This is a genomic window from Vibrio sp. MA40-2, assembly GCF_047302445.1.
Taxonomy (GTDB): domain Bacteria; phylum Pseudomonadota; class Gammaproteobacteria; order Enterobacterales; family Vibrionaceae; genus Vibrio.
The window spans coordinates 489,903-510,720 of record NZ_CP178628.1; the positions used below are offsets into that span (position 1 = coordinate 489,903).

Below are 20,818 nucleotides of genomic sequence, written 5' to 3' on the forward strand. Positions count from 1 at the left end.
ACACAAAATTGTACGATGTAAAAATATCCGCATCTAAAAACCCTAGGAAAGGGACCAACTTAAATGTGGAATGTTCTGTGATAATCTAATCCCACCAATACAAACCACTATAAAGTGGTCTAATAACAATGGATGTCACTGACGGAACTGTTTTCTTCACAAATATATTTCCTGTGAAGAACGGAATGGACTCAAGCTAGCTATGCTTAGCGATGCTATGAACTATACAAATAATAAAATAACAGGGTCGAAACGCCTCTGGCATGTCTCGCCTGAAATTTAATTGGAAGGATGTATCTATGGTAGATAGAGAGCAGAAAACACAAGGTCTTTATACTCCTGAACTGGAGCATGACGCTTGTGGTATCGGTTTTGTTGCTCACTTAAAAAACCGCAAATCGCACGAAGTTGTTACTCAAGCGCTAGATATGCTAGCGAGAATGGAACACCGTGGCGGTCAAGGTTGTGATCCATGTAGCGGAGACGGTGCAGGGATTTTGCTTCAAAAACCCCATGAATTTTTACTGGAAGAAACGGTTAAGCTAGGTATTACCCTACCTTCGTTCGAAAAATACGGGGTGGGTGTTGTCCTCTTCCCTAAAGATGAATACAAACGTCAGCAATGCCGTGATATTTTAGAACGTAATGCCCGTCGCTTAGATCTAGAGATTTTAGGCTACCGTATTCTGCCCGTTGATAATTCAATGTTAGGCGACGATCCGTTAAGCAGCGAGCCTCAGTTTGAGCATGTGTTTATTTCAGGCGGACCAGGCACAACACCAGAAGAATTAGAACGAAAACTGTATGTTTTACGTAATTATACGGTGCGTGTTTGTCTTGAAAGTGTATCTAACATTAAAGATGAATTCTATATCAACTCAATGTCTTATAAGACATTAGTTTATAAAGGTCAGCTAACAACTGAGCAAGTACCGCAGTACTTCTTAGACCTTGGTAACCCAACCATGGTAACGGCTCTGGCATTAGTACACTCTCGCTTCTCTACGAATACATTCCCAAGATGGCGACTAGCGCAACCTTTCCGTTATATCGCGCACAACGGTGAAATTAACACCGTGCGTGGTAACTTAAACTGGATGAAGGCTCGTGAAGCGATTCTTGAGTCAGACCTGTTTACTCAAGCTGAAATTGACATGCTACTTCCTATTTGTCAGGAAGGAATGTCCGATTCATCTAACTTTGATATGGCATTGGAACTATTGGTTCTTTCTGGACGTTCGCTGCCCCATGCGTTAATGATGATGATTCCAGAAGCGTGGCAAGAAAACAAAAATATGGATAAAACGCGTCGCGCATTTTATCAATATCACGCTAACCTAATGGAACCATGGGATGGCCCGGCATCTGTGTGTTTCACCGACGGTGTACAAGTAGGGGCAACATTAGACCGTAATGGTTTACGTCCTTCTCGATATACAGTTACCAAAGATAACTTCCTAGTGATGGCTTCTGAGTCTGGTGTGGTAGAAATTGCCCCTAGTAATGTGGAATATCATGGCCGCTTACAGCCAGGACGTATCTTTGTTGCAGACCTTGAACAAGGTCGTATTATTTCTGATGAAGAAGTAAAAGATAGCATCGCATCAGCGCAACCTTATCAACAGTGGGTTAAAGATAATCTACTAAGCCTGAAAAAGTTACCTGAAGCTGACAATATGCACCACCAACCTTCAGCAGAACGTTTGCTACATAATCAGCAAGCATTTGGTATTACAGCAGAAGAAATTAACGAAATTATTGTGCCTATGGCAAGAGACGGTAAAGAACCTCTTGGCTCTATGGGAGCTGACTGGCCATTAGCAATTCTTTCGCACCAGTCACAACATTTATCTAACTACTTTAAACAGTTGTTCGCTCAAGTAACTAACCCGCCGATCGACCCAATTCGTGAACGTATGGTTATGTCTTTGAACACTTACCTAGGTAAAGATCAAAACTTATTAACCGAGTCGCCTGAACATTGTCAAAAAGTAGAACTGGAATCGCCTGTATTATCGAATTCAGAATTAGAAAAATTACGTGCTATTGATAACGAATATCTTCAAGCAAAAACACTGGATATTGTATTCCGTGCGAGTGAAGATGAAGGTAAATTAGAGCGCGCTCTAAAACGTATCTGTCAATATTCTGAAGATGCGGTTAATGATGGGTACTCAATTATTCTTCTTACTGACCGTTCAACCAACTCAAACCACGCTGCAATTCCTGCAATGTTGGCTGTTGGTGCGGTTCACCACCACTTGATTCGCAAAGGCTTACGAGCTAAGTGTGACATCGTAGTAGAAACTGGTGATGCACGTGAAACTCATCACTTTGCAACACTGATTGGTTACGGTGCTAATGCTGTTAACCCTTATCTAGTGATGGAGTCGATTGTTGATCTTCAGAACAAGAAGAAGCTAGACCAAGAAATACCGTCGGAAGAGTTATTCAATAACTACCGTGCTGGTGTTAATGGTGGTCTACTGAAAATATTCTCTAAAATGGGTATCTCGACACTTCAGTCATACCATGGTGCTCAAATTTTTGAAGCACTAGGTATTAATAAATCAGTGGTTGATAAATACTTCACTGGTACGGTAACTCGTATCCAAGGTTTGACCATTGATGATATCGCTAAAGAAGTGTTAGTGCGTCACCGAATTGGTTTCCCTACTCGTGAAATTCCAGTACAACTTCTTGATGTTGGCGGTGTTTACCAGTGGAAACAACGTGGTGAGAAACACTTATTTAACCCAGAAACAATTTCGTTACTGCAAAAATCAACACGAAATAAAGACTACAATCAATTTAAGCAATACACCAACGCGGTAGATGCCCAAGGTGATAATGCGGCGACATTACGCAGTCAACTTGAGTTTGTTAAAAATCCAACTGGATCTGTACCTCTAGAAGAAGTAGAACCAATTGACAATATCTTGAAACGTTTTGCTACTGGAGCAATGAGCTTTGGTTCAATCTCTTACGAAGCACACTCAACGCTTGCCGTTGCTATGAACCGTATTGGAGCAAAATCGAACTCAGGTGAAGGTGGTGAAGACCCAGATCGTTTCGAAAGAAAAGAAAATGGTGATTGGGAACGTTCTGCGATTAAGCAAGTAGCATCTGGTCGTTTTGGTGTAACGTCTTACTATCTGACTAATGCCGACGAAATTCAAATTAAGATGGCTCAAGGGGCAAAACCTGGTGAAGGTGGACAACTTCCTGGTGATAAAGTCGATGATTGGATCGGAGCAACACGTCACTCAACACCTGGAGTAGGGTTAATTTCCCCTCCACCACACCACGACATCTATTCAATCGAAGATTTGGCTCAGCTTATCTACGATTTGAAGAATGCTAACCGTGAAGGCCGAGTGAACGTGAAACTCGTATCTGAAGCAGGTGTGGGTACCATTGCCTCTGGTGTTGCAAAAGCAAAAGCCGATGTGGTGCTTATCGCTGGTTTTGATGGTGGTACAGGTGCTTCACCTATCTCATCTATTCGTCATACTGGTCTTCCGTGGGAACTTGGTTTGGCAGAAACGCATCAAACATTACTGAAAAACGGTTTGCGTAACCGTATCGTTGTTCAGTCTGATGGCCAAATGAAAACACCACGAGATCTTGCGGTAGCAACATTACTTGGTGCAGAAGAATGGGGTGTAGCAACAGCCGCCTTAGTGGTTGAAGGCTGTATTATGATGCGTAAGTGTCATAAAAACACCTGCCCAGTAGGTATCGCAACACAGAACAAAACATTGCGTGAGCGCTTCGACGGCCGAGTTGAAGACGTGGTGACTTTCTTCCAATATATGGCAGAAGGGTTACGTGAAGTGATGGCTGAACTTGGTTTCCGCACAATTGAAGAAATGGTTGGGCAATCTCACAAGCTGAAAGTTCGTGATGATATCAAACATTGGAAATATAAGAACTTAGACCTTTCACCTGTTCTGCATGTAGAAGCACCACGTGAAGCCGATGGCATATATAACCAAATCAAGCAAAATCATCAGCTTGAAAACGTTATTGACCGTAAATTGATTGAAATAGCCAAACCTGCACTAGAAAAAGGTGAAGCGGTTTCTGCTGAATTACCAATAATTAATACCGACCGTAGTACGGGTACGATGCTTTCGAACGAAATTTCGAAGGTCTACAAAGACCAAGGATTACCTCAACCGATGAATGTCAAATTCACAGGTTCTGCCGGTCAATCTTTTGGGGCTTTCTTATCAAAAGGTGTGAAATTTGAAGTAGAAGGTAACGCCAACGATTATTGGGGTAAAGGCCTTTCAGGAGGAACGTTAGTACTCTATCCTGATTCTAATACCAGTATTGTGGCAGAAGATAATATCGTTGTTGGTAACGTATGTTTCTATGGTGCAACATCAGGCGAATCCTTTATTCGTGGTCTGGCTGGCGAGCGTTTCTGTGTTAGAAACTCAGGCGCTAAAGTGGTTGTTGAAGGTATCGGAGACCACGGTTGTGAATACATGACAGGTGGTACAGCAATCATACTTGGTTCAACAGGTCGTAACTTTGCAGCCGGTATGAGTGGTGGTACTGCTTATGTTTGGGATAAAGCAGGTGACTTCGAAAGTAAACTGAACCCTGAATTGGTGGATCTTGATCCTATCGAGCAAGAAGACAAAACCATTCTTATCGATATGCTAACCAAACATGTTGAGTTTACAGGAAGTACCGTAGCAAAAGCTTTCCTAGATGATTTCGATACAAATCTAGCAAACATGATTAAAGTAATGCCTCGTGATTACAAAGCGGTATTACAAAAACGCAAAGCACAAGCGCAAGCAGAGCACACGGAAGAGTTGGAGGCAGTATAATGGGTAAGGCTACTGGATTTTTAGAGCATGGTCGTGAACTGCCAAAGAAGATCGACCCAAGTGTTCGTATTCAAAATAATAAAGAGTTCGTTTTAAACGAGGAGTTTGGTAAAAACATCAATACTCAAGCATCTCGTTGTATGGACTGTGGTGTACCGTTTTGTCATAGCGGTTGTCCTATAGGTAATATCATTCCTGAATTTAACGATGCCGTTTATCGTGATAGTTGGGAAGAAGCATGGCATATTCTTAGCAGTACTAATAACTTCCCTGAATTTACCGGAAGAGTTTGTCCTGCACCTTGTGAAACCGCTTGTGTTCTTGGAATTAACCAAGATCCAATCACAATCTGTAATATAGAAAAAACGATTGTAGAAAGAGCGTACAAAGAAGGTTATGCCGTTCCTAAAAAACCCCGTATTCGTTCAGGTAAAACGATTGCGATTATAGGGTCAGGCCCTGCAGGGCTTGCAGCGGCAGAACAATTGAATAGTGCAGGACATTGCGTCACCGTTTATGAGCGCGATGAAAAAGTAGGTGGTTTACTTCGTTTTGGTATTCCTGACTTTAAACTGGGTATGGATGTAATTGACCGTAAAGTCAGTTTAATGGAAGAAGCGGGGATAATCTTTGAGACCAACTCTCATGTTGGTGTAGATATCAATGCACTTCAACTTCGACAAGAATTTGATGCAATATTGCTAACGGGTGGCTCAACGGTTCCTCGTGATCTTCCTATTCCGGGACGAGAGCTAAAAGGCGTTCATTTTGCTATGGAATTCCTTGGACAAAATAACCGCCGCGCCAACAACATGGATCTAAAAACTGAAGAAATTCATGCTAAAGATTGCCATGTTGTCGTTATTGGTGGTGGTGATACAGGCTCAGACTGCGTTGGTACCTCTAACCGTCATGGTGCTGCAAGTATCACTCAAGTTGAAATCATGCCTATGCCTCCAGGACAACGTCCTGCTAATGCTCCATGGCCTGACTATCCAATGATTCTTCGTACTTCTACTTCTCATGAAGAAGGATGTGATCGTCATTGGAATATCCTCACTAAAGAATTCATTGGTGATGAGTCTGGTAAAGTAACCGGTCTGCGTTTAGCTGATATCGAATGGGAAGAAGCTAAACCTGGCGAACGCCCTAACTTCAAAGAAGTTGAAGGTAGTGAACGTGTTATCCCATGTGACAAAGCTTTCTTAGCGATGGGTTTCCTTCATCCAGAACCAACCGGTGTTCTAGCTCAACTAGACATTAAATTGGATGAGCGAGGAAATGTTGCTACTGAAGATTTTGCAACTAACCAAAAAGGTATCTTTGCGGCAGGCGATATGCGCACAGGACAATCATTAGTGGTTCGTTGTATTAACGAAGGTCGCGAATGTGCTCGTGCTGTCGATGAGTTCTTGATGGGTAATACTAACTTGGAAGCTAAAGCGGATTCGTTAATGCTTTCAAACGCATAATATTTTTACTATGTAAAAATTATAACAAAGGTTTCCTTCCAAACTTTGTTTTGGCCAGCGACTAGCTGGCCTTTTTTATGCCCATAATTCAAACCATTTTATTACTCTCGTTAAAACCACCCCTTGAGAATCAATCACGTTCTCCTCTGCTTGAATCTATATGCTACAATCTGATCCAAGTTATCTAATCAAATGGCTAAGAGACATTTATGAAAATCGGCATTATTGGTGCAATGGAACAAGAAGTTGCTATTTTAAAGCAAGCATTATCTAACTGTGTAGAAGAGAAAAAGGCCAATTGTCACTTTTTTTCTGGTCAAATCAATGGCGTAGAAGTTGTTCTACTGCAATCGGGTATTGGTAAAGTCGCAGCGTCTATTGGGACCACCATTCTTTTACAACACTATGCACCCGATGTTGTTGTTAACACAGGGTCGGCCGGTGGCTTTGATTCAAGCTTAAACCTTGGTGATGTAGTAGTTTCAACCGAAGTTCGTCATCACGATGCAAACGTAACCGCCTTTGGCTACGAAATGGGGCAAATGGCTGGTCAACCTGCTGCATTTATTGCAGACAAAAAACTGATTGAAATAGCAGAACAAGCGATTGCAATGAAACCCGACCAACATTCTGTTAGAGGGTTAATCTGTACTGGTGATGCGTTTGTTTGCACAGAAGAGCAACAAGCCACCATTCGTCAATATTTTCCTTCCGTGATAGCAGTAGAAATGGAAGCAGCAGCAATCGCTCAAACTTGTCATCAATTTAACGTACCTTTCGTTGTCGTTCGTGCGATTTCCGACGTTGCGGATAAAGAATCACCGATGAGTTTTGATGAATTTTTACCCCTCGCAGCCAAAAGCTCATCTGAGATGGTAATGAATATGGTTGGGTTACTTAATTAATTTTTATGCAGCAGGTTTTTGAGCACCTATATAGTAACGGCGCCCTACTAGTTCTGTGGGGTGCTTTACTATTTCATTTAGTTTTACCTATTCCGGCCTCCTCTCATCCGACGGTATTGTGGCGTGCATTTGCCAAAATAATTACCGATAAAGTCAACGTCAATAGCCACTACTCACAAAGCCTTATTTCAGGAACCTTGTCTTGGATGCTGATGATGATTCCTGCATTTGCAGTATTGGTCGCCTTGAAACCTTTGGTCTGGCAACCACAATTATTCGATTTGGCTTTACTATTACTCGCGCTTGATTGGCGAAACAATGAAAAATTAGGGCATCAACTGACTGATGCGCTAGCCAAACAAGATAAAGCGCTGGCTCGCCGTCTTTTAGACCCAATATTAAATAGAAAAACCAGCTCCTTATCAGCATTAGGCTTAGGTAAAGCAGGAGCAGAAACTATCATATTAGGCTATGGTCGCAATGTGGTTTGTATTGTATTTTGGTATGGACTCACAGGAGGTATCGGCGCATTACTGTTTCGTTTTATGTCCGAATTAGCAAGAGCATGGTCTCCTACTCGTGCTGAATTTTTACCATTTGGCCTTCCTGCAATACGACTACTAGCGGTATTCGAATTTATCCCACTACGCCTGTTTAGCTTCATAATCATTTTGGGTAAAAACATACACAAGATTTTTCCTCTAGTACGTAGCCAAAGTAAAACATGGTCAAGTCCTGGTCCTGCTTGGTTGCTGTCCGCGGTAGGAAATAAACTGGAACTCTCTTTAGGTGGCCCTGCCATCTATAACGATAAAAAAACCGTTAGAGTGAAATTAGGTGGTCGCATTGCTCCTTCGGCATTCCATATAGGGCAAATTCAAAAATTATTAGCTTGGCGATTATACGTTTGGATAGTGATTCAAAGTATTGTGATGTTTCTCTTCTATCAAGGGCTGTAAAAATGCGTTTTCTTCTTTTTCTGTTGCTATTATCCATCGCTCCGTTTAGTTACTCCATAGAACGAATCATATCTCTTGCACCCTCTTCAACTGAATTAATTTATGCGGCAGGATTAGAAAATAAATTAATTGCAGTAAGCGCTTACAGTGACTATCCAGAACGCGCTAAATTACTTGAAAGAGTGGCTAGCTTTAACAGTGTGAATATAGAACGCATTGTGGCTCTTAATCCCGAACTTATCGTTGCTTGGCGTTCAGGTGGCTCGATTAAAGCCTTAAATCAATTGAAACAACTCGGCTTTACTATCTATTATTCTGACACAACCCATTTAGCTGAAATTGCCAATAAGATTGAAGAACTAAGCCAGTATGCAGATGACCCATTAGTAGGTAAGAATAACGCTCAACAATTTAGGGATAAGTTACATCAACTCCAGTATAAATATTCAAATCTAGATCCAGTACGCTATTTTTATCAACTCAGTAGCAAACCGATTTATACCATTGCAAACAATCACTGGCCCAGTGAAGTATTTTCATTGTGTGGCGGAAAAAATAGCTTTGAGGAATCTCCCGTTGCCTATCCTCAAGTAGGAATAGAACAGGTGGTTGTTTCTGCTCCAGAAGTCATTTTTACCTCACCGCATACTATACAAAACACTAAAATGTGGCAGCAATGGCACAATCAAATCCCAGCGGTTGAAAATAACTTTATGTGGTCGTTGAATGCCGATTGGTTAAACCGCCCTACTCCTCGATCTTTACAAGCTGTTGAGCAAGTATGCCAATATTTGAACATTGTAAGAAACACACATAGCAGCAAGGATTAGAAAAAATACATCGTCATTACCAGATAAATTGAAGTAGAATCGCACTTAATTACTCCGTAAACTGTTTTCTAACTAGCATGAACTCAACATTACTCTACTTCATTGACATATTTGGTACTGCTATTTTTGCCATTTCAGGCGTATTACTCGCTGGGCGATTAAAAATGGATCCATTTGGCGTCATTGTACTAGGCAGTGTTACCGCAATTGGTGGGGGCTCAATCCGAGATATGGCTTTAGGAGCAACGCCAGTATTTTGGATAACTGATACCACTTATATATGGGTAATTATTGTTACTTGCATAAGTACCATGTTAATCATTCGTCGGCCGCGTCGTTTACCTTGGTTTGTTCTACCCGTTTGTGATGCGATAGGTTTAGGTGCTTTTGTCGGTATTGGTGTTGAAAAATCGTTACTATTTCAAGATTCTTATTTAATCGCCGTCATTATGGGAGTCGTTACTGGTTGTGGCGGAGGAATTATCCGGGATGTTCTCGCTAGAGAAGTCCCTATGGTTCTAAGAAGTGAAGTTTATGCTACTGCGTGTATTATTGGTGGCGTCATTCATGTTACTGCGCTGTACTTAGATTACAGTAACAAGATGGCCTTTTTATCTGGTGCACTTTCAACCTTAATTATTCGCTTAGGCGCGATAAAATGGCACCTTTCTTTACCTACTTTTGCTCTTCATCGATAAATAGAATACCAGTATTCTATTTTCCAACTAGAACAGCACCAATAATAGAAATCTTCGTTAAGAAGGGGCTTTAAATAGTCAGCGTTTAATTTAACAATTCAATTAAACGCTTTAGTGCATGGCAACAAGCTTGCTGCCGAACTTGAGATCTATCACCAGAAAAACACACCATTTCTTGGGTCTCAACATCATTGCCGATTTTCCAGCCAAACCATACCGTGCCTACCGGTTTTTGCTCGGTTCCACCATTAGGCCCAGCAATACCGCTGACAGAAATAGCAATCGTGCCATTAGAAAATCTTAATGCACCAGCAGCCATCTCCTCTACTGTCTGTTGACTAACTGCACCACAGATATTGAGTGTTTTCGGGTTAACCGCAAGCATATCCATTTTGGCTTCATTGCTATAAGTAACAAATGAACGATCAAACCAAGCAGAACTGCCAGAGATATCAGTAACTGCAGCCGAAATGCCTCCTCCAGTACAAGATTCAGCAGTAACTAAAACATGACCTTTTTCAGCTAATAAACTGCCGACTATTGTACTTAGTTCTGTTAATTGTAACATCGTTAAAAAACCTCAAATTAGCCTTACTCGTATGCTGTAACAGCGTATCCTAACTAGTTGGACAACAATGTCAAAGAACTCATTTCTTTATGTCGATTCTAATAGCCATTTAAGGCATATATATTTCAGTCGCAAATAAGGTAAACAGAAGCAATTGCCAGCGCTATTATTTGACCTATACGACACATTTCATCTTGCCTGTGTTCTTTATTCACGTATCCTTAATCTTTCTAAAAATAGACCAGAAAAAAGACTAAGGCCACCATGGTAAAAGCAACACAAACACATACGCCAATGATGCAACAATATTTGAAGTTAAAGGCGGAAAATCCTGAAATATTATTGTTTTACCGTATGGGTGACTTTTACGAGCTTTTCTATGATGATGCAAAAAGAGCATCGCAACTTTTAGATATCTCTCTCACCAAGCGAGGAGCTTCCGCAGGTGAACCTATTCCCATGGCAGGCGTACCTTTTCATGCCGTCGAAGGGTACTTAGCCAAGTTAGTTCAACTTGGTGAGTCTGTGGCTATTTGTGAGCAAGTTGGCGACCCAGCTAGCAGTAAAGGCCCGGTTGAACGTAAAGTGGTACGTATCATTACTCCCGGCACAGTAACCGATGAAGCGTTATTATCTGAACGAGTAGATAACCTCATAGCCGCAATCTATCATCTAAAGGGGAAATTTGGCTATGCGACTCTAGATGTTACTTCTGGCCGTTTTCAACTTTGTGAACCAGAAACACAAGAAGCCATGCAGGCAGAGCTCCAACGTACTTCACCTAAAGAGCTGCTTTTCCCGGAAGATTTTGAACCGATGGATATACTGGCTAATGTTAAAGGGAGCCGACGTCGTCCTGTTTGGGAGTTTGAACTCGATACGGCTAAGCAACAGCTCAACCAGCAATTTGCTACACGCGATCTTATCGGTTTTGGTGTAGAGCAAGCCCAATTCGGTTTATGTGCTGCCGGATGCTTAATTCAATATGTGAAAGACACACAAAAAACCGCACTCCCTCATATCCGGTCATTGACGTTCGATAATCAAGATAATTCGGTCATTCTTGATGCCGCTACCAGAAAAAATTTAGAAATAACTCAAAACCTATCTGGAGGCTATGACAATACTCTCGCTTCGGTTATGGACCATAGCTCAACCGCAATGGGCAGTCGTATGCTGCAACGTTGGTTACATCAACCGACTCGCTGTAAAGAAACCGTAAATCAACGTCTTGATGCAATAACCGAAATAAAAGATCAAGCTGCATTTGTAGAGATAAAACCGATCTTAAAACAGATCGGAGATATTGAACGAATCATTGCTCGTTTAGCCATTCGAACAGCAAGACCGAGAGATTTAGCCAAGTTACGTCATGCTTTGCAGCAGCTTCCCGAGCTTGCCGATACGATGCAAAATTTATCTCACTCTTATCTCACTAAGTTAGCTCTTTATTGTAAACCAATGGATGATATGTGCGCCTTATTAGAGAAAGCGGTCAAAGAAAACCCACCAGTGGTGATTAGAGATGGAGGAGTAATCGCTCAGGGTTACAATGAAGAGTTAGATGAATGGCGCTCACTAGCAGATGGGGCAACTGAATATTTAGAAAAAATGGAAGCAGAGGAACGAGATAAACATGGAATCGATACTTTAAAAGTTGGCTTCAACAATGTGCATGGCTTTTATATTCAAGTAAGTCGTGGCCAAAGCCATTTAGTGCCACCACACTATGTTCGTCGTCAAACTTTAAAAAATGCTGAACGCTATATTATTCCTGAGCTGAAAGAACACGAAGACAAAGTTTTAAGTTCTAAATCAAAAGCGCTTGCGATTGAGAAGCGACTTTGGGAGCAATTATTTGATCTGCTTTTACCTCATTTGGAGGCATTGCAAAACCTTGCTTCTGCGGTTTCTCAATTGGATGTCTTGCAGAATCTAGCCGAACGCGCGGATAGCTTAAATTATTGTCGTCCACAAATGACCGACTCTGTTGGCATTGAGATAAAAAATGGCCGACACCCGGTAGTAGAGCAGGTAATGGATGAACCTTTTATTGCCAATCCTATCAAGCTTAATCCAAAGCGAAAAATGTTGATCATTACAGGGCCTAATATGGGAGGTAAATCCACCTATATGCGCCAAACTGCACTTATCGTATTATTAGCTCATATTGGTTCATATGTTCCTGCAGAGCAGGCTGAAATAGGGTCTATTGACCGTATTTTTACTCGCATAGGTGCTTCAGACGATCTTGCTTCTGGCCGTTCGACCTTTATGGTTGAAATGACAGAAACCGCGAATATTTTGCATAACGCCACACCACATAGCCTAGTATTAATGGATGAGATAGGTCGAGGAACCAGTACTTACGATGGTTTATCGCTTGCTTGGGCAAGTGCGGAATGGCTGGCTAATCAAATTGGCTCTATGACTTTGTTCGCAACGCATTATTTTGAATTAACCGAACTGCCGAATCTAGTAGACCATCTAGCGAATGTTCACTTAGATGCAGTTGAACATGGCGAGAGTATTGCCTTTATGCATGCGGTACAAGAAGGCGCTGCAAGCAAGTCTTACGGATTAGCGGTTGCAGGTTTAGCTGGTGTACCTAAAACCGTAATTAAAAATGCTCGAGCTAAATTAAAACAACTGGAAAAACTCGCCGACCAGCCAAACAACGCTCCCACTAATATCGATATTGCCAATCAACTGAGTTTAATACCCGAACCGAGTGAAGTGGAACAAGCCATTGCCAATATTGACCCTGATGAATTAACACCAAGACAAGCGTTAGATGAACTGTATCGTTTAAAAAAACTTATTTAAGCGTGCAAAAAGGGCGTAACGAATTTTACTATCGCAACGCCCTTATCAATAACACTTAGACTAAGCTAGTATGTCTTATACTTGCTCAACATCAAACAAAGACTCCATATTCAGTCCTTGCTTAAGAAGAATTTCTCGCAATCTGCGTAAACCTTCCACCTGTATTTGACGTACCCGTTCACGAGTTAGATTTATTTCTCGACCGACTTCTTCTAACGTTGAAGGTTCATAGCCTAACAAACCGAATCGTCTCGCAAGTACTTCTTTTTGCTTAGAATTCAATTCATCCAACCAATTAACCAATGAACTTTTAATATCATCATCTTGGGTAGACACTTCGGGATCTGAATGGTTAGTATCAGGAATTATATCTAACAAGGCTTTTTCGCCATCGCCTCCCATAGGCGTATCGACAGAGCTCACTCTTTCATTTAGCCGCAACATTTTATTTACGTCACTGACTGGCTTATCGAGTTTTTCGGCTATCTCTTCTGCTGTAGGTTCATGATCCAACTTCTGAGAAAGCTCTCGAGCCGTTCTTAAGTAGATATTGAGTTCTTTAACGACATGAATAGGTAAACGAATGGTTCTCGTTTGATTCATTAATGCTCTTTCTATTGTTTGGCGTATCCACCAAGTAGCATAAGTTGAGAACCTAAATCCGCGCTCAGGATCGAATTTTTCGACTGCACGTATAAGGCCTAAATTGCCTTCTTCAATAAGGTCAAGTAAGGCAAGACCGCGGTTACTGTAACGACGAGAAATTTTCACGACAAGACGTAAGTTACTTTCGATCATACGTTTACGAGCGGCTTCATCTCCGCGTAATGCTCTGCGGGCGTATAAAACTTCTTCTTCGGCGGTTAATAATGGAGAGAAACCAATTTCTCCAAGGTAAAGTTGAGTTGCGTCCAGAGTTTTGGCGGTTGCCTCAAACTCTTCTTGTGGTTTTTTCTTGGTTGAATGTTGGGTGGGTTTAGTTACTTTAACAAGATCAGAATTAGAGGTTACTGCGCTCTGTTGTCTGGTCTCAAACTCTTCGACTTTTTCTACTGCATTGCTGATACTCATAGTGCCTCCCCTTGGCGAGCTAGCAAGACATTCCTTTATAAATGTCGCTGAATTGATTTTATCTTAAGGCAAGTACCGATTTGGATTAACAGACTTACCTTGGTAACGAATTTCAAAATGAAGTCTCACACTGTTGCTACCCGAACTACCCATGGTGGCAATTTTCTGTCCTGCTTTAACATTTTGTCCTTCACTTACTAGCAAACGTTCATTGTGGGCATACGCACTCAAGTAATTATCATTATGTTTCACTATAATTAAATTGCCATAACCTCGTAGTGCATTTCCAGAGTAAACAACTTTCCCGCTTGCCGTAGAAACAATTGATTGACCTCGCTGCCCTGCTATATCAATCCCTTTATTTCCTTGTTCTCCAACAGAAAACTTCTTAATTATTCTCCCTTTAGTTGGCCAAAGCCAATTGCTTATTTTGTTATTTACAGGCTCTACTTTATTGACCTTTTTATTAACATTTTGTTTACTCTTAGGATCAACATACTCTTTTGATTTACTCTGATCAACTGTCTTCTTATCGGTATTTTTAGCTAAATTTGAATTTTTTGATGTTGGTTTTTTGGGGGATACCGGGGGTTTTGGGGTGACTTTAGCAATAGACTTCGGTTCAGGAACTGATGTAACGCTCACTCCTGAGTTTACCGTACCCACTGCGGTTACTGATGCGACAGCCGCTGAAGATGTCGTTGATTTCGTCTCCCCATATACTGGAGCAGCATAAATAGGTTGCCATAATTTCAGTTTTTCACCGGGTCTTATAGTATAAGGTGCGGATAAATCATTGTAACGAATAAGGTCGTTTACATTCTTATCTGTGACATAGGCAATAAAATAAAGAGTATCTCCTTTTTTAACTTCATAATAACTTCCCTTGTAACTGCCTCTTTCTATAGCGTTATAATCTTTATGAATACTTGAAACTGGCGCAGGATCAGTTGCAGCACACCCAACAAGTAAGGTGCTACAAAAAATCATTGTCCATATCAACTTCAAATTATTTGCCATTCTCTACGCTAAATCACCTGCAACTAAAGGAACAAAACGAACTGTTTCAATAACTGAAGATACAAATTCATTGCCTTGTCTTACGATTTTCAGTAACTGTTGGTTTTCTTCTCCAACAGGAATAACTAAACGACCATTATCCGCTAACTGCGCTAACAAATCTTGTGGTACTTGCGCGGCTGCAGCGGTAACAACAATAGCATCAAACGGTGCTTGAGTCGGCCAACCTTTCCAACCGTCAGCATGTTTGGTTACAACATTATAAATATCTAACCGTTTTAAACGTCTTTTCGCATCCCATTGCAACGATTTTATACGCTCAACAGAATAAACTTTATCAACCATCTGAGCTAACACTGCGGTCTGGTAACCAGACCCTGTCCCTATCTCTAATAGTTTTGAATCAGACTCAAGCTGCAATAATTCCGTCATTCTTGCCACAATATAAGGTTGTGAAATCGTCTGCCCGTAACCAATAGGCAAAGCATTATTATCATATGCTTGATGCATTAGTGCTTCTGAAATGAAATGTTCTCTCGGTACTCTTCTAATCGCATCGAGTACTTTAGGACATTGAATCCCATTCGAGCAAAGGAATTCGACTAATCGATTTGCTTGAGGGTTACTCATTGCTACTACCTTTTAACCAAGATGCCATACTTCTTATCGATTCATGCGCGGTTAAATCCACCTGCAAAGGAGTAATTGAAACCATACCATGTTCTACCGCATGAAAATCCGTCCCTTCACCAGCATCTTGTTGCTGACCAGGAGGGCCTAACCAGTACACGTCTTGTCCTCTTGGATCTTTCTGTTTAATCATGTTTTCAGCATGATGACGAGCACCAAGACGAGTCACTGCCTGACCGTTAAGTTCTGAAAACGGGCGGTCAGGAATATTCACATTCAGCAGACGATTAGTCGGAATTGGCGATTGAATATGTTGATCCACTATTGTGCGGACGATTGTTGCTGCAGTCGAAAAATGTTGATGTCCAACTAAAGAAAAGGCTATGGACTGCACTCCTAAAAAATGTCCTTCCATTGCCGCGGCAACGGTACCTGAATACAGCACATCATCGCCTAAATTAGCGCCATGATTGATCCCAGAAAGTACTAAATCAGGCAAATCATCTTTAAGCAATTCATTTAGGGCAAAATGAACACAATCTGTCGGAGTTCCTTGAACCGAATACCAATTTGGTTCAATTTCAATCACTCTTAATGGGTTTTCAAGCGTTAACGAATTTGAAGCGCCTGAACGATTTCTATCGGGGGCAACAACGATGACATCAGCGATATCCTTTAAACAATCAGCCAAAGCTTTAAGACCATCGGCATGCACTCCGTCATCATTACTGAGTAGAATCTTCATTACTTATCCTTCGTTGAAATGGCGCTCTACAGGAATTTCTTCAATCAACTCTCTGACAATAGACGTTGCAAAACTACCAGAGCTCAGTGAGAAACATAGTACCGCCATCTCATCTTTTATTGTATAGCTAAAATCAGAAGGCTTTAATAAAACATCTCGTCTATCATGACGCATTCTATTACTACGAATTAAAGCCATTAAATCCGGTTCTGCGTCAATAAACTCTTGTTCAAGACAAAGGGCATCTTGTTTTGTTGGCAAAGAATTATCCCCTGCCAAAGCAGCCGTTAACGCTACGTTATCAAGAGCTATTTCCGCCTGCATTGCAGTTAGATTATCGCTATCAATAACGATGGTCGACTCTCTCTTATTAGGCATCTCATCTAGACCAACGGTAGTATTTAGACGGACAATATCACCTAACATCAAACTAGATAATTGATTGACGTTTATCCGTTTGGATACTATTTGGTTAAAGATCCAAGAGCGAGCAGCAGAAAGGTATAAACTGCGTTTATTCTGATTTTTACTTCTAACGTTCTCTTTTCCCCAACGTCGAGCTTCTGTTAAGTTATTACCTTCACGACCAAAACGTTGTGAACCAAAGTAATTCGGCACGCCTTTTTCTATGACTTGTTTTATTCTCGATTCTAAGCTTGAAATATCACTTACTTCCGACAAGGTTACTTGAAACTGGTTGCCACTTAAATCACCAGGGCGAAGTTTTTTATTGTGCCGAGTGGTTTCAAGAATTTGAATACTTGGGTATTGCCTCTCAAATGCAGTGAAGTCGGGTGTATCTGCTTTGGGTAAATAAACACTTAACCATTGTTCTGTTACTGCGTGTCTATCTTTTAGGCCAGCCCAACCAATATCTTTTGATTTAACACCACATACTTTTGCTAATTCATTGGCGACAAAACTGGTATTTTCACCAGTTTTGCCAATCTTAATCATCAAGTGTTCGCCTGTACCTGAAAATTCAAAGCCCAGTTGCTCTTTGACTACAAAGTGCTCTGGCTTGGCTTTTAGCTTCGCTTTACAAGTGGGCTGTCCATGTAAATATGCCAATTCGGCAAGAATATCTGTCATTAATTTATATCTTCTTTAATAAAACAACCGCTTCACAAGCAATACCTTCTTTTCTTCCGGTAAAACCAAGCTTCTCTGTTGTTGTTGCTTTTACATTGACATTTTCAATGGTCGTTTCTAAATCTAACGCTATCGTTTCACGCATAGACTGAATAAATGGAAGCATTTTAGGTGCTTGCGCAATGATAGTCACATCTAGATTGCCTATTTGGTAACCTTTCTGCTGCACCAATCGATAAACTTCTTTCATCAAGTCACGACTATTTGCGCCTTTCCACTTCTGATCGGTATCAGGAAAATGACGACCAATGTCACCTTCTGCTATTGCGCCTAATAGCGCGTCGGTTAAAGCGTGCAGTGCTACATCACCATCAGAATGAGCAAGTAAACCTTGCTCATAAGGAACCTCGATACCACCAATAATAACAGGCCCGGCACCACCAAATTTATGGACATCGAAACCATGACCAATTCGGATCATTTCTTTTTCCTTATTCGAAATTCAAATGCTTTTTGCTCAATAAGTTGTGGTTAAATTGAATCTTCACTTAAATAGAAAGCCGCTAAAGCTAAGTCTTCTGGTTGAGTTATTTTAAAGTTATCCGCCCTTCCCGCAACTAATTTAGGTTTTACACCCGCCCATTCCATCGCAGAAGCTTCATCGGTAATGTTTACCTTGGCTTTCAACGCCAAAGATAATGCATCATATAAGGGTTGAGCCTTAAACATTTGCGGTGTTAATGCGTGCCAGAGGTCAACTCTATTTACCGTTTCATTAATCTCATCTTGATCATTACTACGTTTCATCGTGTCACGCACAGGAGTAGCTAAAATGCCACCGATGTCGGTTTGAACAACTTCAGTAATTAACTTGTCAATATCACTTAAATGAATACATGGCCTAGCGGCATCATGTACCAAAACCCAAGCCTGGGGTTGTTTAATATGATTGAGTATATAACTTAGTCCAGATAACACTGAATCGGCGCGCTCTTTACCACCACTAACTCGAATAACGTTATTATTTGACGCTAATGAAAGGTCCGAAAAATATTCGTCATTTTCTGATACGGCGACAATGACTTTATCAATAAGCGAATGTGCTAATAATTTATCAATCGTGTGTTGTAAAATTGTCTTGTTATGCAATTGAAGGTACTGCTTAGGACAATCAGTCTTCATTCTGCGGCCAATACCCGCAGCGGGAACTATGGCATAAAATTTATTATTTGTTTGCATCACTATTTTACTTACTCATTCGAGCTACTGAGAGTTTTCATCAATAATTCGGTAAAAAGTTTCACCCTCTTTAACCATACCTAATTCGTTTCTTGCTCTTTCTTCTATCGCATCTAGTCCTTGTTTGAGATCTTCTATCTCTGCAAACATTTTGGCATTTCTATCAGATAACTCTTTATTTACCGACTGCTGGACTTCAATTTCGTTCAATATTTGTCGATGCTCTAGCACGCCATTTTTACCCCATACAAGAGTATAAAATAACACAGCCAATAACAGTAAAAGTGCCAGAGTAAATAAACGCACGCTAGAGAGTTCTCATGAGTTAATTAGAGGGAGATATGCTTGTATATATATCATAAATGCTTGATTGAGACTAGGTTTGACAGGTATTGCCATTCATATAGGCAACGCTTTTTATTGAGATGATAACCTTTTAACTTTACGTCGTGCTCTTTCAATTTAAATTACGCTCTTTCAACTTAGCTAACACTTTAAATGGTATCGACCACAAACTTTCCGGTAAAAAAAAGCGCCTCTATGGATAAGAGACGCTTATTGCATTAACTTTTATAAAAAATTAATAATCAAATCACCTTATAAATAAGGATTATTGACCTTTAACTTCTTTAAGACCGTTGAAAGGAGCACGTGCACCTAGAGCTTCTTCGATACGGATAAGTTGGTTGTACTTAGCAACACGGTCAGAACGGCTCATAGAACCTGTTTTGATTTGACCTGCAGCTGTACCTACTGCTAAATCAGCAATAGTTGCATCTTCAGTTTCACCAGAACGGTGAGAGATAACAGCAGTATAACCAGCATCTTTAGCCATTTTGATAGCAGCCAAAGTTTCTGTTAGAGAACCAATTTGGTTGAATTTGATAAGGATAGAGTTAGCAACGCCTTTCTCAATACCTTCAGCAAGGATCTTAGTGTTTGTAACGAATAAATCGTCACCAACTAGTTGAAGTTTATCACCTAGAAGTTCAGTTTGGTGCTTAAAGCCATCCCAATCTGATTCATCAAGGCCATCTTCGATAGATACGATTGGATATTGGTTAGCAAGATCTTGCAAGTAGAAGTTGAACTCTTCTGAAGTGAAGACTTTACCTTCACCTTTCATGTTGTAGTTTCCAGCTTCTTTGTCATAGAACTCAGATGCAGCACAGTCCATAGCAAGTGTTACGTCTTTACCTAACTCATAACCTGCAAGTTCTACGGCTTCTTTGATTGCAGCTAGAGCAGCAGCATTAGATTCTAGGTTAGGAGCAAAACCACCTTCATCACCAACAGCTGTACTTAGACCTTTAGATTTAAGTACTTTCGCTAGGTTGTGGAATACTTCAGCACCGATGCGTAGAGCTTCTTTAAGCGTTGAAGCGCCAACAGGTTGAATCATAAATTCTTGGATATCAACGTTGTTATCAGCGTGCTCGCCACCATTGATGATGTTCATCATTGGAAGAGGCATAGAGAACTGACCAGCAGTACCATTAAGTTCTGCAATGTGCTCAAATAAAGGCATGCCTTTAGCCGCTGCAGCTGCTTTTGCGTTTGCAAGTGAAACCGCTAGGATTGCGTTAGCACCAAATTTAGCTTTGTTGTCTGTGCCATCTAAGTCGATCATAACTTGGTCAACTTCAGCTTGAGCTTTAGCGTCTTTACCAACTAGTGCTTGAGCAATTGTACCGTTTACTGCTTCAACTGCTTTAAGAACACCTTTACCTAGGAAACGTGTTTTGTCGCCGTCACGTAGCTCAAGAGCTTCGCGAGAACCAGTAGATGCGCCAGATGGAGCAGCAGCCATACCGACGAAACCGCCTTCTAGGTGTACTTCAGCTTCTACTGTTGGGTTACCACGTGAGTCGATGATTTCACGACCTAGAACTTTAACGATCTTAGACATTGATGTT

The 20,818-nt window shown here is 40.9% G+C and carries 17 protein-coding genes; 7 read left to right on the forward strand and 10 right to left on the reverse strand.

Features of this window, described 5'->3' with window-relative positions:
• The first annotated feature begins 299 nt into the window (after nucleotides 1-299).
• The 6 genes from gltB to ACLKML_RS09740 all read left to right on the forward strand — a co-directional run bounded on the left by gltB (nucleotide 300) and on the right by ACLKML_RS09740 (nucleotide 9,711).
• Nucleotides 300-4,847 carry a glutamate synthase large subunit gene (gene gltB / locus ACLKML_RS09715; RefSeq protein WP_413285170.1) on the forward strand — a complete coding sequence of 1,516 codons (4,548 nt, stop codon included), beginning with the start codon at nucleotides 300-302 and terminating at the stop codon, nucleotides 4,845-4,847.
• Nucleotides 4,847-6,319, forward strand: a complete 1,473-nt coding sequence (locus ACLKML_RS09720; protein ID WP_413285171.1) for a glutamate synthase subunit beta — start codon at nucleotides 4,847-4,849, stop codon at nucleotides 6,317-6,319. Before gltB ends, ACLKML_RS09720 begins: the two co-directional genes overlap by 1 nt.
• A 209-nt stretch (nucleotides 6,320-6,528) precedes the next feature.
• Nucleotides 6,529-7,224 (forward strand): 5'-methylthioadenosine/S-adenosylhomocysteine nucleosidase, encoded by a 696-nt coding sequence (gene mtnN, locus ACLKML_RS09725; RefSeq protein ID WP_413285172.1) that lies wholly within the window; start codon nucleotides 6,529-6,531, stop codon nucleotides 7,222-7,224.
• A gap of 5 nt (nucleotides 7,225-7,229) precedes the next feature.
• Nucleotides 7,230-8,183, forward strand: a complete 954-nt coding sequence (locus ACLKML_RS09730; protein WP_413285173.1) for a cobalamin biosynthesis family protein — start codon at nucleotides 7,230-7,232, stop codon at nucleotides 8,181-8,183.
• A 2-nt stretch (nucleotides 8,184-8,185) separates the two neighbouring features.
• Nucleotides 8,186-9,013 (forward strand): vitamin B12 ABC transporter substrate-binding protein BtuF, encoded by an 828-nt coding sequence (gene btuF / locus ACLKML_RS09735; RefSeq protein ID WP_413285174.1) that lies wholly within the window; start codon nucleotides 8,186-8,188, stop codon nucleotides 9,011-9,013.
• A 77-nt stretch (nucleotides 9,014-9,090) separates the two neighbouring features.
• A complete protein-coding gene (locus ACLKML_RS09740; RefSeq protein ID WP_413285175.1) occupies nucleotides 9,091-9,711 on the forward strand; it encodes a TRIC cation channel family protein in 621 nt (206 codons plus the stop codon).
• A gap of 85 nt (nucleotides 9,712-9,796) precedes the next feature.
• Here ACLKML_RS09740 and ACLKML_RS09745 read toward each other — a convergent pair whose 3' ends face one another.
• Complete coding sequence (locus tag ACLKML_RS09745) at nucleotides 9,797-10,279, reverse strand: CinA family protein (RefSeq protein ID WP_413285176.1); 483 nt, start codon at nucleotides 10,277-10,279, stop codon at nucleotides 9,797-9,799.
• A gap of 264 nt (nucleotides 10,280-10,543) precedes the next feature.
• Here ACLKML_RS09745 and mutS point away from each other — a divergent pair, with 264 nt between their 5' ends.
• Nucleotides 10,544-13,105, forward strand: coding sequence for a DNA mismatch repair protein MutS (gene mutS, locus ACLKML_RS09750; protein ID WP_413285177.1), 2,562 nt, complete (start codon nucleotides 10,544-10,546; stop codon nucleotides 13,103-13,105).
• 75 nt (nucleotides 13,106-13,180) lie between these two features.
• Here mutS and rpoS read toward each other — a convergent pair whose 3' ends face one another.
• From rpoS to eno, 9 genes are all read right to left on the reverse strand, one after another.
• Nucleotides 13,181-14,176: an RNA polymerase sigma factor RpoS gene (gene rpoS, locus ACLKML_RS09755; protein WP_413285178.1), complete on the reverse strand. Its 996-nt coding sequence runs from the start codon at nucleotides 14,174-14,176 to the stop codon at nucleotides 13,181-13,183.
• Between the two features lie 63 nt (nucleotides 14,177-14,239).
• Nucleotides 14,240-15,196, reverse strand: coding sequence for a peptidoglycan DD-metalloendopeptidase family protein (locus ACLKML_RS09760; protein ID WP_413285179.1), 957 nt, complete (start codon nucleotides 15,194-15,196; stop codon nucleotides 14,240-14,242).
• Nucleotides 15,197-15,199: 3 nt separating this feature from the next.
• Nucleotides 15,200-15,826, reverse strand: coding sequence for a protein-L-isoaspartate(D-aspartate) O-methyltransferase (locus ACLKML_RS09765; RefSeq protein WP_413285180.1), 627 nt, complete (start codon nucleotides 15,824-15,826; stop codon nucleotides 15,200-15,202).
• Nucleotides 15,819-16,571: a 5'/3'-nucleotidase SurE gene (surE, locus tag ACLKML_RS09770; RefSeq protein WP_413285181.1), complete on the reverse strand. Its 753-nt coding sequence runs from the start codon at nucleotides 16,569-16,571 to the stop codon at nucleotides 15,819-15,821. The genes ACLKML_RS09765 and surE overlap by 8 nt, the downstream gene beginning before the upstream one ends.
• Before the next feature lie 3 nt (nucleotides 16,572-16,574).
• On the reverse strand, nucleotides 16,575-17,663 hold the full coding sequence (gene truD, locus ACLKML_RS09775) for a tRNA pseudouridine(13) synthase TruD (RefSeq protein ID WP_413285182.1): 1,089 nt from the start codon (nucleotides 17,661-17,663) through the stop codon (nucleotides 16,575-16,577).
• 4 nt (nucleotides 17,664-17,667) lie between these two features.
• A complete protein-coding gene (gene ispF, locus ACLKML_RS09780) occupies nucleotides 17,668-18,144 on the reverse strand; it encodes a 2-C-methyl-D-erythritol 2,4-cyclodiphosphate synthase (RefSeq protein ID WP_413285183.1) in 477 nt (158 codons plus the stop codon).
• A gap of 50 nt (nucleotides 18,145-18,194) precedes the next feature.
• Nucleotides 18,195-18,902: a 2-C-methyl-D-erythritol 4-phosphate cytidylyltransferase gene (ispD, locus tag ACLKML_RS09785; protein ID WP_413285184.1), complete on the reverse strand. Its 708-nt coding sequence runs from the start codon at nucleotides 18,900-18,902 to the stop codon at nucleotides 18,195-18,197.
• Nucleotides 18,903-18,926: 24 nt separating this feature from the next.
• On the reverse strand, nucleotides 18,927-19,208 hold the full coding sequence (gene ftsB / locus ACLKML_RS09790) for a cell division protein FtsB (RefSeq protein ID WP_413285185.1): 282 nt from the start codon (nucleotides 19,206-19,208) through the stop codon (nucleotides 18,927-18,929).
• A 304-nt stretch (nucleotides 19,209-19,512) separates the two neighbouring features.
• Nucleotides 19,513-20,811 carry a phosphopyruvate hydratase gene (gene eno, locus ACLKML_RS09795; protein ID WP_413285186.1) on the reverse strand — a complete coding sequence of 433 codons (1,299 nt, stop codon included), beginning with the start codon at nucleotides 20,809-20,811 and terminating at the stop codon, nucleotides 19,513-19,515.
• Between the last annotated feature and the right edge of the window lie 7 nt (nucleotides 20,812-20,818).

What these genes read in the sequence shown, in the direction of transcription:
- btuF (WP_413285174.1), top strand. Translation starts at nt 8,186, where the DNA reads ATGCGTTTTCTTCTTTTTCTGTTGCTATTATCCATCGCTCCGTTTAGT.
- surE (WP_413285181.1), bottom strand. Translation starts at nt 16,571, where the DNA reads ATGAAGATTCTACTCAGTAATGATGACGGAGTGCATGCCGATGGTCTT.
- ACLKML_RS09765 (WP_413285180.1), bottom strand. Translation starts at nt 15,826, where the DNA reads ATGAGTAACCCTCAAGCAAATCGATTAGTCGAATTCCTTTGCTCGAAT.
- truD (WP_413285182.1), bottom strand. Translation starts at nt 17,663, where the DNA reads ATGACAGATATTCTTGCCGAATTGGCATATTTACATGGACAGCCCACT.
- eno (WP_413285186.1), bottom strand. Translation starts at nt 20,811, where the DNA reads ATGTCTAAGATCGTTAAAGTTCTAGGTCGTGAAATCATCGACTCACGT.
- mtnN (WP_413285172.1), top strand. Translation starts at nt 6,529, where the DNA reads ATGAAAATCGGCATTATTGGTGCAATGGAACAAGAAGTTGCTATTTTA.
- ACLKML_RS09740 (WP_413285175.1), top strand. Translation starts at nt 9,091, where the DNA reads ATGAACTCAACATTACTCTACTTCATTGACATATTTGGTACTGCTATT.
- rpoS (WP_413285178.1), bottom strand. Translation starts at nt 14,176, where the DNA reads ATGAGTATCAGCAATGCAGTAGAAAAAGTCGAAGAGTTTGAGACCAGA.
- ACLKML_RS09720 (WP_413285171.1), top strand. Translation starts at nt 4,847, where the DNA reads ATGGGTAAGGCTACTGGATTTTTAGAGCATGGTCGTGAACTGCCAAAG.
- ACLKML_RS09760 (WP_413285179.1), bottom strand. Translation starts at nt 15,196, where the DNA reads ATGGCAAATAATTTGAAGTTGATATGGACAATGATTTTTTGTAGCACC.
- mutS (WP_413285177.1), top strand. Translation starts at nt 10,544, where the DNA reads ATGGTAAAAGCAACACAAACACATACGCCAATGATGCAACAATATTTG.
- ACLKML_RS09730 (WP_413285173.1), top strand. Translation starts at nt 7,230, where the DNA reads ATGCAGCAGGTTTTTGAGCACCTATATAGTAACGGCGCCCTACTAGTT.
- ACLKML_RS09745 (WP_413285176.1), bottom strand. Translation starts at nt 10,279, where the DNA reads ATGTTACAATTAACAGAACTAAGTACAATAGTCGGCAGTTTATTAGCT.
- ispF (WP_413285183.1), bottom strand. Translation starts at nt 18,144, where the DNA reads ATGATCCGAATTGGTCATGGTTTCGATGTCCATAAATTTGGTGGTGCC.
- ispD (WP_413285184.1), bottom strand. Translation starts at nt 18,902, where the DNA reads ATGCAAACAAATAATAAATTTTATGCCATAGTTCCCGCTGCGGGTATT.
- gltB (WP_413285170.1), top strand. Translation starts at nt 300, where the DNA reads ATGGTAGATAGAGAGCAGAAAACACAAGGTCTTTATACTCCTGAACTG.